At 73.9% G+C, this 12,741-nt stretch carries 9 protein-coding genes; 2 read left to right on the top strand and 7 right to left on the bottom strand.

Annotated features, from left to right (window positions below; translation table 11 throughout):
* Positions 1 to 4: 4 nt before the first annotated feature.
* From ACWEVP_RS02045 to ACWEVP_RS02035, 3 genes are all read right to left on the bottom strand, one after another.
* Positions 5 to 1,219, bottom strand: coding sequence for an RNA polymerase sigma factor (locus ACWEVP_RS02045; RefSeq protein WP_452060766.1), 1,215 nt, complete (start codon positions 1,217 to 1,219; stop codon positions 5 to 7).
* Positions 1,219 to 1,602 carry a YciI family protein gene (locus tag ACWEVP_RS02040; protein WP_452060765.1) on the bottom strand — a complete coding sequence of 128 codons (384 nt, stop codon included), beginning with the start codon at positions 1,600 to 1,602 and terminating at the stop codon, positions 1,219 to 1,221. Before ACWEVP_RS02040 ends, ACWEVP_RS02045 begins: the two co-directional genes overlap by 1 nt.
* Positions 1,603 to 1,751: 149 nt before the next feature.
* Entirely contained in the window at positions 1,752 to 2,759 is a 1,008-nt protein-coding gene (locus tag ACWEVP_RS02035; RefSeq protein ID WP_452060764.1) for an ABC transporter substrate-binding protein, read from the bottom strand.
* 998 nt (positions 2,760 to 3,757) lie between these two features.
* Here ACWEVP_RS02035 and ACWEVP_RS02030 point away from each other — a divergent pair.
* Positions 3,758 to 6,589 carry a helix-turn-helix transcriptional regulator gene (locus tag ACWEVP_RS02030; protein ID WP_452060763.1) on the top strand — a complete coding sequence of 944 codons (2,832 nt, stop codon included), beginning with the start codon at positions 3,758 to 3,760 and terminating at the stop codon, positions 6,587 to 6,589.
* Between the two features lie 2 nt (positions 6,590 to 6,591).
* Here the strand turns inward: ACWEVP_RS02030 and ACWEVP_RS02025 are convergent, their stop codons facing one another.
* Positions 6,592 to 7,755 (bottom strand): MFS transporter, encoded by a 1,164-nt coding sequence (locus tag ACWEVP_RS02025; protein WP_452060762.1) that lies wholly within the window; start codon positions 7,753 to 7,755, stop codon positions 6,592 to 6,594.
* 256 nt (positions 7,756 to 8,011) lie between these two features.
* Positions 8,012 to 8,899: a LysR family transcriptional regulator gene (locus ACWEVP_RS02020; RefSeq protein ID WP_452060761.1), complete on the bottom strand. Its 888-nt coding sequence runs from the start codon at positions 8,897 to 8,899 to the stop codon at positions 8,012 to 8,014.
* A gap of 84 nt (positions 8,900 to 8,983) precedes the next feature.
* On the opposite strand from ACWEVP_RS02020, the gene ACWEVP_RS02015 reads away from it, so the two are divergent.
* The gene (locus ACWEVP_RS02015; RefSeq protein ID WP_452060760.1) at positions 8,984 to 9,838 is read left to right on the top strand and encodes an EamA family transporter; all 855 of its coding nucleotides are present in this window, start codon (positions 8,984 to 8,986) and stop codon (positions 9,836 to 9,838) included.
* A 287-nt stretch (positions 9,839 to 10,125) separates the two neighbouring features.
* Here ACWEVP_RS02015 and ACWEVP_RS02010 read toward each other — a convergent pair whose 3' ends face one another.
* Both ACWEVP_RS02010 and ACWEVP_RS02005 read right to left on the bottom strand, forming a co-directional pair.
* The gene (locus ACWEVP_RS02010; protein ID WP_452060759.1) at positions 10,126 to 11,298 is read right to left on the bottom strand and encodes a glycosyltransferase; all 1,173 of its coding nucleotides are present in this window, start codon (positions 11,296 to 11,298) and stop codon (positions 10,126 to 10,128) included.
* A complete protein-coding gene (locus tag ACWEVP_RS02005) occupies positions 11,295 to 12,740 on the bottom strand; it encodes a serine hydrolase (RefSeq protein ID WP_452061307.1) in 1,446 nt (481 codons plus the stop codon). Before ACWEVP_RS02005 ends, ACWEVP_RS02010 begins: the two co-directional genes overlap by 4 nt.
* Between the last annotated feature and the right edge of the window lies 1 nt (position 12,741).

The following is a 12,741-nucleotide window of genomic DNA, read 5'->3' as shown; positions in this document are numbered from 1 at the left end:
GCGCTCAGTCCAGCGCGGCCGCCTTCCGCTCCAGCACCGAGCGTTCGCGCTGGTTGGTGCACAGCCGCGCGGCCAGCTCCAGCTCGGCGCGCGCCTCCCGGCGCCGGCCGAGGCGGGCCAGCAGCTCGCCGCGCACCGTCGGGACCAGGGAGGACCCCGGCAGCCGGTCGGTCGCGACCAGCTCGTCCACGATCGCCAAGCCTTCCGCCGGCCCCGAAGCCATCGCCACCGCGACCGCCCGGTTGAGCTCCACCACCGGGGACGGCGCCACCCGGCCCAACGCCTCGTACAGCACCACGATCCGGTCCCAGTCGGTCGCCTCGACCGAGGCCGCCGACGCGTGGGCGGCGGCGATCGCGGCCTGCAGGCCGTACGGGCCGAGGCCGCGAGCCGACGCCTTGGCCAGCGCGGCCAGCCCGCGGTGGATCGCCGAGAAGTCCCACCGCCGCCGGTCCTGGTCCTCGAGCAGGACCGGCGCCCCGTCCGCGTCGGTCCGGGCCGGGAACCGCGCGGCCGTCAGCTCGCACAACGCCAGCAGGCCGTGCACCTCCGGCTCGTCCGGCAGCAGCGCGGCCAGCGTCCGGGCCAGCCGGATCGCCTCGTACGCGACTTCGGGACGCAGCAGGCGGTCGCCCGAGGTAGCCGTCGAGCCCTCGGTGAAGATCACGTAGAGCACGCTGAGCACACCGCCCAGCCGTTCGCGGCGCTCTTCGGGCGGCGGCAGCTCGAACGGCACCCCGGCCGCGGCGATCGTCTTCTTGCCCCGGGTGATCCTGGCCTGCACGGTCGGCACCGGCACGAGGAACGCCCGCGCGATCTCCTCGCTGGTCAGGCCGCCGACCACGCGCAGGGTCAGTGCCACCCGGGCCTCGGGGGAGAGCACCGGGTGGCAGCTGACGAACATCAGCGCCAGGACGTCGTCGTCGATCCGGTCGGGGTCGGCCTCCTCCTCGGTTCCGGCGCCGGCCGCCAGCAGGGCGTACCGGTCCTGCAGCGCCGTCCGGCGGCGGATCGCGTCGATCGCCCGCCGCCGGGCGGTGGCCCGCAACCAGCCCGCCGGGTTGGCGGGCGGGTCGAGCGGCCACGTCACCAGCGCCTCGGCGACCGCCTCCTGGGCGGCGTCCTCGGCCAGCCCGAAGTCGCCGGTGAACCGGGTCAGCGCGGAGACGATCCGCGCCGACTCGATCCGCCAGACGGCCTCGACATCGGCCGGGCCCATCAGTTCCGGCCGTCGGGGCCGTCGTCCGGGGTTTCGTCGCTGCCGGGCACCCGCCGGACCTCGACCTTGGCCCCGCGTGCCGCCGGGACCCGCTTGGCCCACTCGACCGCCTCCGCCTTCGAGGCGACGTCGATCAGGAAGAAGCCCCCGAACAGCTCCTTGGTCTCGCCGTACGGCCCGTCGGTGACCACGGGGGTCTCGCCGCCGAAGTCGACCACGACACCCCGGCCCGGGTCGTCCAGCCCTTCGGCGGCGACGTAGACACCGGCCTTGACCAGGTCTTCGATGAACTGCCGGCTGGTGGCCATCATCTCGTCGATGTTCGCCATCATGGCCGCGTTCGACTCGTCCGTGCCCCGCATGATCAGCATGTACCGCGGCATCGCGCTCTCCTCGTCCGCGGGGCCGCCTCTCGGCCCTCGCCCCCTCATGTCGAACGGGCGGGCCGCGGATCAACACGGCCGGCGGAAAACTTTCCGGAGCGCGGTCCCGGGTGAGGAGCGTATCGCCGCGCGGCCGGGCCGGCGCCGGGTCATCTCCCGGCTTGCGGTCCGATCATCGAGTTCACGTCGATCGGCTTCGGGATGGCGCCGAGCTGCAGCAGCAGGTCCGGCACCCGCTGCAGGCGGCGGGCGTCCAGGATCGAGCCGTAGCCCGGCAGGGTGAGCAGCTTGGCGGTGTCCTCGTCGATCTTGGCGAACCGCACCAGCAGCGGCTCGACCTTGGCGCGGTCGATCAAGGCCTCGTGGGTGGCTTTCTGCATCGCGCGCTGGAACGCGGCCAGCGTCTTCGGGTTCTCCCGGACCCACTTCCGCGTCGCTCCGTAACCGGTCAGCGGGAAGTCCTGGGTCGCGCCGGTGTTGATGTCGATCACCGGAATCGCGCCCGCGGTCTTGGCGGCCTGGGTGATGTACGGCTCCGGCAGGTAGGCGGCGTCGGCCTCGCCCTGCTGCAGCGCGGCGGCGATGTTCGGCAGCGGGATCAGCACCCATTTGACCTTGCCGAAATCGACGTTGTGGTCCTGCATCACCGAGCGGGTGAGCAGATCGGAAGCGGTGTTCTTGGCCGTGATGGCGATCTTCCGGCCGGCCAGGTCGTTGATTGTTTTCACCGGCGAATTCGGCACGGTGACGATCGCATTGCTCTTGGGGTTGACCGAGGTCGCGTCGGCGACCAGCTGCATGTCGGCGGCGCCCGTGCCGGTCGCGGTGAAGAACGGCGGGTAGGTCGAGAAGGCGATGTCGGCCTCACCCGAGATCGCTTTCGTCAGCGAGGCCTGGCCGCTGGCGGCGATGACCGAGTCGACGGTGAGACCCTCGGCCTGGAAGAACCCCTCGTCCTGGGCCAGCCAGAACGGCCCGAGGTCGGTCGTGGGCAAGATCGAGACCTTCAGCGTCGCCTTCTCCAGGTCGCTGCTCGCCGCGGCGTTCGGGTCGGCCGAGCCGAGTGCGCCGCAGCCGGTGACGGTCAGCGCGGCGGCGAGGGCGAGCGCGGCGTGGCGAGCGCGAACCCGGCCACTGCTCCTGACGATTCCAAACAAGACCTGCTCCTAGAAGGAGGTGAGTTGATGTACCGAATCCAGGGGATTCGTGTGAAATGTTCCCCGGCGTCAGGCAGGTCACTGTAGGAGCCGGGACATCGCTTGACAACGCGGGATCCACGGCGAAACGGGATTTCACCAGAATGGCGGCACCAATTCTTGATCGACGATCTTGTTTTTGCGGGCCGGTGGCCGCCGGATACTACGAATCAATGCGGCGACAAGGTCGTGTGGCCGCTGAAATCCCGGGAAATGGACTGTCCGACGCGGGAATCCGGCGGGTCGGAGGGCCGGTCGTTCGGCGGGCGCCGACGTCTGTTCTGGTTGCGGACAGTGATGTCGGAGCGGCCGGCGGGGTTCGCTCGGCGATCTTCGGTGGCGACGCCGATCGGCCGCCCGCCGTTTACCCGCGGAGTGCGGAAAACGTGGCCCGCGGTCGGCCGCCGGCGCGGAAAACAACAGCTCGACGGCGCCCGGCGGCGGCGAAACCCGGCGAGTTCACTTTTTGGAAACCCGGCCGCCGCCGACCGTCCTCGGTCCGGCTGTTCGGCGGCGCCGCGGTATTCGCGAGCTCCGCGGGGAAAGATCTTGCGACGGAGGGTGGTCGAGTCGAAATCTTCGAACGCTCCCCGCGGTGGAGGCGCCGCGGCCGGGAGCGAGAAACGACGGAGGCGATGTCCGCCGGGTGAATTTCCTCTCGATCGCCGGCGGAAACGCCGTTTTCCCTCGTTTTCCGCGGACTTTCCGCGGTTCGCCGTCGGCGGCGTACACTGCGCGGGAAGCCGAGGCGTTCAGTGTGAGAATGGTCGACGACGCACCATTACTCGACGGCGCTCCGGTGGTTGGTGATCCCGCACTGCCGGGGCGGGGAATCACGTTGGGATCACGACTCGGCGAATTTCCCGAAATCGATGTTTGGCGCGGGAAAAGCCCTGGTGATCGGGGTTGCCCCGCTATACCTCTTGTTGGGGAACAACTTTTACTTCTATTATCCCGGTGTGCGGCCGCTCACGGACGGTACCGAACTGCTGGTCGGCCGGGACGCCGAGCTGTCCTGGCTGGCCGGCTGGATCCGTGATGTCGCCGGCGGCCGCGGCCACGCCGTGCTGGTGGACGGGGAACCGGGCATCGGCAAGTCCGCGCTGGTGCGGGCCGCCTGCGCCACCGCCGCGGCCGCGGACTGCCAGGTGTACTGGGGAGCAGGCGACGAGCTCGGGCAGGCCCTGCCGCTGCTCCCGCTCCTGGACGCGCTGGACGTCAAGCCGGGTACCCGGGATCCCCGGCGCGAGGCCATCTCCGGGCTGCTGCGGGGCGGCGCCGTCGCGGCCAGGGGCGCCGATCTCGCCGCCGCGGCCGCCGAGCAGCTGATCGCGCTGGTGGACGAGCTCTGCCAGGCCGGGCCGGCCGTGCTGGTCGTCGACGAACTGCAGTGGGCCGACCGCACGACGGTGGCGGTGTGGAGCAGGCTCGCCCGGTCGGTCCGGCAGCTCCCGCTGCTCCTGATCGGCGTGCTGCGCCCGGTGCCGCGCCGCGACGACCTGCGGTCGCTGTTCCGGATCGTCGGGCCTGCCCAGCGGCTGCGGCTGGGCAGGCTGGCGGAACCGGCGGTGCTGGAACTGGTGGCCGCGCTGGCCGGCGGCAAACCGGGCGCCGAACTGGCGCAGCTGGCCGACGGCGCCGCCGGGAACCCGTTGTACCTCACCGAACTTCTCGACGCGCTGAGCCGGAGCTCGTCCCTGGCGGTCGACACCGCGGGCATCGTGGAGCTGACCGGCGCGGCCACGCCGGATTCGCTCCCGGAGGCGATCGCGGACCGGCTCGGCTTCCTCGGGGAACAGGCGCAGGGCGTGCTGCGCGCGGCGGCGCTGCTCGGCGTCGGCTTCTCGGTCGCGGACCTCGTGGCGGTGACGGACACCCCGCTCGCCGACCTGCTGCCCGCCCTCGACGAGGCACGCGCCGCCGGGGTGCTCGTCGCGGCGGGCGACGACCTGGCGTTCCGGCACCCGTTGATCCGCACCGCGTTGTACGACGAGATGCCGACGGCGGTCCGGGTCGCCTGGCACCAGGCCGCCGCGTGGGCGCTGGCCGAGGCGAGCGCCCCGGTCGAGCGGGTGGCGCGGCAGCTGCTGCCCATGGTGTCCACAACGGACAGCCGGGTGCCGGTGCCCGCCTGGGCCGTGCGGTGGCTGCTCGAAGTGGCCACGCTGCTGATCGGGCAGGCGCCCGGGGTCGCCGTCGCGCTGCTGCGCCGGGCGGTGCGCGACGCGCCGCTCGACGACGCCGTGACCGGCGCGCTGGCCTGCCGGCTGGCCGACGCGTACTACCAGGTGGACAACGTGGCCCAGGCCGAGCGGATCGCCTGCCGCGCACTGGATCGCGTCCGCGACCCCGACGTGCGCGTCGACCTGCACACGACGGTCGTGCAGTGCCGCGGGACGACCGGGCGCGCCGCCGAGTCCCTCGCCGCGCTGAACGAGGCACTGACCCAGCCCGGCCTGGAGCCCCGGCACCGGGCGAAGCTGCTGGTGCTCATCGCGCGGACGCACCGAGACCTCGGGGACGTGGAGACCGCGGGCGAGGTCGCGACCGCGGCGCTGGCGGAGCTCGGCCCGGCCGAAGACCGCTGGGCGACCGGGTGGGCGCTGCACCTGCTGAGCCTGGCCGCGATGTCGCGGGGTGACTGGGACGGCGCGCTGCCGCTGTTCGAACGCGCGATGGCGATCGTGCGGGGCGACCCGGCGCTGATCGACCTCACGCTGCTGCTGCGCATCAACCAGTCGGTCACGCTGGGCGCGCTCGACCGCCTCACCGACGCGCTCGCCGCCGCCGGGCAGGCGCGGGAGCTGGCCGACCGCACCGGCAGCGTCGTGCGCCTGGCCCAGGCCCAGAGCGCGATCGGGCAGGTGCTGCTGGGGGCGGGCCGGTGGGACGACGCGCTGGCCGAGGTGGACGTCGTGCCGGACGACCGCAAGGAGCCGGCCGTGGTGTGCGCCGACCACGGCGTCGCGGCGATCATCCACTTCCACCGCGGCGAAACGGCCGACGCGCGCCGCCACCTCGACGTCGCGGCGCTGCACGCGGAACGCATCGGCGACCGGGTGGTGGATCCGCTGGCGCGGGCCCGCGGCCTCGCGTTCGAGCACGCGGACGCGGAGGCGCGGGCGCTGGCCGTGCTGACCGCCGCGATGTCCGGCGAAGACGTGAGCCAGGAACTGCTGGCCGAGGCGGCCCGGCTCGCCGCGGCGACCGGCAACGAGCGGACGGTGGCGGAGATCGAGGCCCGGGTGAGCGCGCTCGCGGCCGAATCGCCCATCCCGCACCGCCGCGCGCTGGCGTTGTACTGCCGCGGCCTGCTGAAGCAGGACGGGACGATGCTCCTGCGGGCGGCCGACGGTTACGTCGACGCGGGCCGGCCGCTGTCCCGGGCCAGGGCACTGGAAGCGGCCGCGATCACCTTCGCCAAGGGCCGCGAGGAAGACCGCGGTTCGGCGCGAGCCGCGTTCACCCACGCCACCGACTTGTACGCGGAGCTGAACGCGCAGTGGGACGTGTCGAGGCTGCGCGCGATGTTCCGCGCGCTGGGCATCCGCCGCGGCCCGACGGTGAAGCACCGCCAGACGACGCACGGCTGGGACAGCCTGACCCCGACCGAGGGCCGGATCGCGGCACTGGTGGTGGAAGGCTTGTCGAACCCGCAGATCGCGGCCCGGCTGTACCTGTCCCCGCGCACGGTCGGCACGCACGTTTCGCACATCCTGAACAAGCTGGGCGTGCATTCGCGGATCGACATCGCCCGGGAGGCGGCCCGGCACCGGCCCGCCTCGGGCTGAGGTCAGACTCCCACTTCCGGAGCGTTCCCCTGGGGCCGCACGGCGAGCGTCACCGGGGTCACCGGCTTGACCGGTGTCGCGGCCGTCCGGCGCGTGACGGCGATGTGGCCGCTCACCATCTGGCCGAGCAGGATCGCCAGCACCAGCAGCAGCGGTGTCTGCCACGTGCCCGTGTGCGTGTGCAGCCAGCCGCAGGCCAGGACGCCGAAGCCGGCGATCACGTACCCCACGCCCTGGACCACCGCCGACAGTGCGAGTGAACTGTCCTTGCTGCGCAACGAGATGGTCGTCAGCACGAACGCGAGTGATCCCATGCCCGCGCCGGTGGCCACGGCCCACAGCCAGGGCGCCGCCGCCGGTGCGACGAGCAGGCCGGTCACCCCGATGACGTTGGGTGTGGCCAGGACGACGACGAGCAGGGTCTGGTTGCGCCACTTGCGGGTCCAGCCCGGCACCAGCAGCATCATCGGCAACCCCATGGCCATCGACACCGCCAGGCACGTGCCCGCGGTCGTCGGCGCGACCCCCGCGTCGCGCAGGATGCCGGGAAGCCAGCCCATGACCAGGAACGTCACCGTCGAGATGAGTCCGAAGTGGATGGTCAGCGCGGCGGCGGGCGTCATCCCGGTGGCCCGCTGGGGAACCGGGAGGGATTCGTCGGGAGTGCGTTGCCACAGCTGCATGGCCAGCAGCGCCACGATCGCCCACAGACCGAGCGCGTACCGCCACGACGACGACATCACCACGGCGGGGGTGACCAGCGCGCCGGCCGTGCTGCCGAGCCCGAGCCCGAAGGTGAAGGCGGCGGAACCCTTGGCCAGCAGCGGCAGCATCGTGCCGAGCACGGCGATGGACAGGCACGCCAGCGCCGTTCCGGCCAGCAGCTGCGCCGAACCGCCGAGCACCCGGCCGGCCAGTGACAGCACGAGCCCGGCGAGACCCACGGTGACGGTCCGGTGGGTTCCCACGCGGCCGCACAGCCACGGTGTCGCCCAGCCGCCGAGCCCGATCGCCCACAGGGGCAACGCGACGAGTACCGCGGCGACGAGGTTTCCGGCGACGGAGATGTCCGGCAGGGCCGCGCCCAGGCTGGTCACGGCCGGCCGCAGGTTGACGGCCAAGAGGAAGATCACAACGGTGGAGGCGGTGGTGGTAGCACGAGACATCGCTCCTCCTCGGCTTCGAGGTCGGAGCGGCGGGCCCCGTGAAACAATGTTTCGCGGAACGCGTGGATCAGACATCCGTCACCTGACGGATGCCCGGAATGTTCGTTGCGCCTCAACGGTTCTACGTCGTCCCGCGGACCTGCGAATGGGCGTGCATCGGCACGACCGGCGGAGTCCGATGTGACGCTGGGGAGTCACGGCACGTGCGGGCGGGCCGGCGTCGGCCATCCGGGCGACGCCGGCCCGCCCGGTGGTTTCAGTGCGTCAGCAAGTCGAGCACCAGCGCCAGGGGCGGCCACGCGGCGCGGCCCCGGCGGGTGCACGCGAAAGCCCGGTGCCGCACGGCCGGATCGGCGAGCGGCAGCAGGGCGACGCCCGGCCGGGTCGGGCGCCCGGTCGGCAGCAGGCCGACCCCGCCGCCGGGGGCGGTGATGAGGTCTTCGACCAGTTCGAGGCTGTCGGCGCGGTGCGCGACCCGCGGCGTGAACCCCGCCATGGAGGCGAGGGTGCGGAGCACGTCCTCGTCGGCGGTGTTGCGGGAGTTGCCGATCCAGTCGTGGTCGCGGAAGGCGTCGAAGACGGCGAGGGTGCCCTCGCCGCGCACCCGGCGCGCGTCGGCCGCGGGGACACCGAGGCCCCACGCCGTGGTCCACAGTGGACTGACGGCGACCGCGGGGTCCACGGTGGCGGGTGCGAGGTCGTAGTCGTAGACGAGCGCGAGGTCGGTGTCGTCGGCCAGCAGCGCGGCCAGCGCTTCGGCGGGCTCGTACTCGCTGACGAGCACCCGCACCCCCGGGTGGTCCGTGGCGAGGCGGGCCACCGCGGGCAGCACGGAGCGCCGGACCGCGGACGCGAACCCGGCGACACGGACGGTCCCCGCCGGTTCGGCGTGCGGGTCGAGGTCGGCGTGCGCGGCCTCGACGGCGGCCAGGATCGTCACGGCGTGGTCGGCCAGCCGCCGCCCGGCCGGGGTCAGGCGCACGCGGCGGCCGTCGGGTTCGAGCAGCGGCGTCCCGACCTCGCGGGCCAGCACGGCGATCTGCTGGGACACCGTCGACGTCGTGGCGCCGAGCACGTCCGCGACGGCCCGCATCGACCCGCGCCGGGACAGCTCCAGGAGGTACCGCAGCCTGCGCGTGTCCATGCGCCCGATTGTTCATGATTCCCGAATGGACTGTCCAGCATCGGCACGTGGACACGAACGGTGTGCGGGGTATTTCCTGGAGCCGTGCCCGCCACGACCCGCTCCGGAGCGACCCTCGCGGTCGCGGCCATGCTGTGCGTTCAACTCGGTCTCGCCGTGTCCGTCGGCCTGTTCGACCGCGTCGGCCCGGAAGGTGCCGCGTGGCTGCGGCTCGCGTGGGCCGGCGTGCTGCTCGCCGTCGTGGTGCGGCCGCGGCCGTCGTCGTTCCGGCGGGCGACGTTCGCGGCCTGCGTGGCGCTGGGGGTGGTCACGGCCGGGATGACCATGCTGTTCATGGAGGCGGTGGCCCGGCTGCCACTGGGCACGGCGAGCGCGCTGGAGTTCCTCGGGCCGCTGGCGGTGGCGATCGCCCGCGGTCGCGGCGGCAAGCGGCGGTGGCCGGTCTTCGCGGCGGCCGGCGTGGTGCTGCTGACCCAGCCGTGGCAGGGCGGCGCGGACCTGCCGGGCGTGGGGTTCGCGCTCGGTGCGGCGGTCTGCTGGGCCGGGTACATCCTGCTGACGCAGCGGGTCGGCGACGAGGTGTCGGGGGTGCGCGGGCTGGCGGTGTCGATGCCGGTGGCCGGGATCGTGGCGACGCTGGTGTACGGGCCGGCGGTGGCCGGGCACCTGACGTGGCAGCTCCTGCTGACCGGGCTCGGGCTGGCGGTGCTGGTGCCGGTGGTGCCGTTCAGCCTGGAGATGCTCGCACTGCGGCGGCTGACCACGTCGGCGTTCGGGACGCTGATGAGCCTCGAGCCGGCGATCGCGCTGGTGATCGGGCTGGCGGTGCTGCACCAGGTACCGGACGCGGCGGCGGTGGCCGGGGTGGCGTTCGTGGTGGTGGCAGGGGTCGGCGCCGAGCGGACCGGCGCCCGGGAGCTGGTGGAGCAGCCGGCTTGAGGGCATGGAGCGTGGTGCCGCTGGGAGGGCTCCGGTGTCGGCGGGGAACCGGGTCGCGTCGTGGTGCCGCTGGGAGGGCGCGGGTGTCGGCGGGGAACCGGGTCTTGTCGTGGTGCCGCTGGGAGGGCGCGGGTGTCGGCGGGGAACCGGGTCTTGTCGTGGTGCCGCTGGGAGGGCTCCGGTGTCGGCGGGGAACCCGCCGTGGTCTTCCCCGCCGAGCCTCCTCGCCAAGCGCGCCGAGCGAACCCCCCTGGGGGCCTTTACCGGGCACTCAGCAGGCCGGCGGCTCACCCCAGGGCGTCGAGCAGCCGCCGCGCGGCCACCGCTGCTCCGTCGGTGCGCATCCTGGCGCCCAAAGCCGCCGCCCGGGCCCGGGTTCCGGGGGCCAGCGCCGTGTCGAACGCGGCGCTCAGCGACTCGGGAGCCGCCGTCGGGCCGTCGAGGGCCGCGCCGACTCCCCGGGCCGCCACCCGGCCCGCCCAATACGGGTTGTCCGCCAGCCGGATCGGCACCACCACCTGGGGCACGCCCGCCCGCGCGGCCGTCTGCGTCGTCCCCGCGCCGCCGTGGTGGACCACCGCCGCCAGCTCGCCGAACAGGCGCTGGTGGTTGACCTCGCCGACGGTGAAGCACCCGGCCACGGCCACCTCCGCCCAGCCGCGCGACACCAGGACGCGGTACCCCCGCGCACGGCTCGCTTCGACCGCCCAGCGGGCGATGTCCGGCGCCGGGCTGATGCTGCCGAAGCCGACGTAGACCGGCGGCTCACCGGCGTCCAGGAACTCCACCAGCGACGCCGGCAGCGGCCGCTCGTCCACCCGCGTCCACGCCCCGGTCTGGACCACGTCGAGACCCGGGACCGCCGGTCCCAGCACCGGGTCCGCCGCCACCCACGGCCGATCGGAATAGACGTGGTCGCGCACGTCGGCCACCGGGGGCAGGCCGAGCGCGGCCCGGTGGCGGTTGAGCGGCTCGCGGAACTGCGCGTTCACCCGCTGGGCGTCCACCGCCCACAACGCCGTGTTGTCGCCTTCCTCGTCCGGCCAGCCCGGCCGCGGCGGCGGGGGATGGTGCGGCGACGGCAGGTTCACCACCGAATAAGTCACGTACACGTACGGGATGCCCGCGGCTTCGGCCACCGACCGCGCGGCAACCTGCGCCAGACCGGCCGCCACGAACGCGTCACATCCTTCGGCCGCCGAAGGGAAGACGTCGAACTGCGTTTCGACGAGTTCGGCCCGGTACCGGGACAGCTCGGCCGGGGTCGCCCCGCGCATCAGCGCCCGCACCGGCGGGCCGACCGGCACCGCCTCGATCCCCGGCCCGGCCGGCCGGTCGGCGAACTCCGGCGGGACGCACATCCGCACGGCCGCGCCCAGCGCCCGCAGCTGCACGGCCAGGGCCACCAGCGGTTCGACGTCCCCGAGCGTTCCGTACGTCGACAGCAGCACCCGCGTCACCGCGGTGCCCCGGCGTAGAAGCCGACCGGCATCGTGACGTCGGCGCTCGAGGCCCCGCACTCCAGCATCCACAAGGCAGCGGCCGGGCCGAGCTCCCGGCCCAGCACCCCGAGCGCGGCCGGGTCCGGCGCCACCGCCCGCGCCTGCGCCACCCCGCGCGCGAACGCGTCCGGCTCCCAGCCGCTCGCGTCCCCGTCGCCGAGGGACCGCGCCCCGCCCGCCATCGCCGTCACGGGCATCGCCTCGGGCACGCCGAGCAGGCCGTGGGTGCGTTCGCCCACCAGCACGCCCATCCAGCGCGAGGTTTCCGGGGTGGGCCGCGGCCCGGTCCACCGGGGCCGCCCGTCGAGGTCCGGCAGCTTCGCCGGCGCGCCGGCCACCGCCCAGCGGCCCGCCCACTCGACGGCCAGGCCCGGCGCGCTGCGGGAGGCGGGGTTGTGGAACCGGGCCATGTCCCACCGGGTGCCGACCGCCACCGCGGCGAGGTCGCGGCGCGGCCAGACCCGCGCCTCCCACCAGAAGCCCCACGGGAACGCCGCCGTGTGCCCCCACCACCAGTCGTCGCCCAGGTCCGGGTCCGCGAGTTCGAGCGTCAGGCCGGAAAACGACCGCACGCCGTGCGGGCTCGGCCGCTCCACCCGCGGGGTCACCATCGCCGCGAGCGTTTCCGGCGCGACGACTTCGCCGCGCAGCAGGGATTGCAGCAGCCGCGCGAAATCCGCGGCGCTGGTGTGCATCCCGACCCCCGGGTAGGCCGTGGTCCGCAGTGGCGGGCTCGGCACGCACCAGTCGCCGAACGCCAGGTAGCCGGTGGCACCACCGCATTCGCCCGTACCGTCGTCGATGCTGGACGCCGTCATCCCGCTCGGGGCGAACACCTCGCGCTCGACACGGGCGCGGTACGGCTCGCCGCTCAGGTGCTCGACCACGCCGCCCAGCACGCCGACGCCGAAGCTCGAATACGAGTACGGCCCGGGCGCCGTCACCAGCGGCAGCGCCCCGCCGTACTCCACCGAGCGCCCGGCTTCGTGGCGTCGTCGGACGTAGCCGAGGAGCGGTTCGGCCGGTGCCGTGCACGCCGTGGCGGTGACGATGTCGCTGTAGTAGCCGCCCTGGTGGGACGCCAGCATCGCGGTGGTGACGGGCGGCGCGTCGCCGCGCAGTCCGGCGGGCAGCACGTCGTCGACCGGCGTGTCCCAGCCCGCGGCACCCGCCTCGGCCAGCTGCGCGAAGGCGAGACCTGTCACGGGCTTGGTCAGCGACCCCGCCGGCGCCGGCGTCTCGGCGGTCATCGGCGTGCCCGCGGCCAGGTCCGCGAACCCGGTCGCCGCCGTCCGCAGCTCGTGGCTCGTCGCCACCGCGACGGCGACCCCTGGCGTGCCGGTGACCGCGGCCAGCCGCGGCAGGACGGCGTCGAGCGCCCCCATCACGTCGTCGAGCATG

The organism is Amycolatopsis sp. NPDC003865 (genome assembly GCF_053605345.1).
Note: the sequence above shows the minus strand (reverse complement) of the source record. Positions and strands in the feature narration are given on the sequence as shown.

What these genes read in the sequence shown, in the direction of transcription:
- ACWEVP_RS02045 (WP_452060766.1), bottom strand. Translation starts at nt 1,219, where the DNA reads ATGGGCCCGGCCGATGTCGAGGCCGTCTGGCGGATCGAGTCGGCGCGG.
- ACWEVP_RS02025 (WP_452060762.1), bottom strand. Translation starts at nt 7,755, where the DNA reads ATGTCTCGTGCTACCACCACCGCCTCCACCGTTGTGATCTTCCTCTTG.
- ACWEVP_RS02020 (WP_452060761.1), bottom strand. Translation starts at nt 8,899, where the DNA reads ATGGACACGCGCAGGCTGCGGTACCTCCTGGAGCTGTCCCGGCGCGGG.
- ACWEVP_RS02005 (WP_452061307.1), bottom strand. Translation starts at nt 12,740, where the DNA reads ATGCTCGACGACGTGATGGGGGCGCTCGACGCCGTCCTGCCGCGGCTG.
- ACWEVP_RS02040 (WP_452060765.1), bottom strand. Translation starts at nt 1,602, where the DNA reads ATGCCGCGGTACATGCTGATCATGCGGGGCACGGACGAGTCGAACGCG.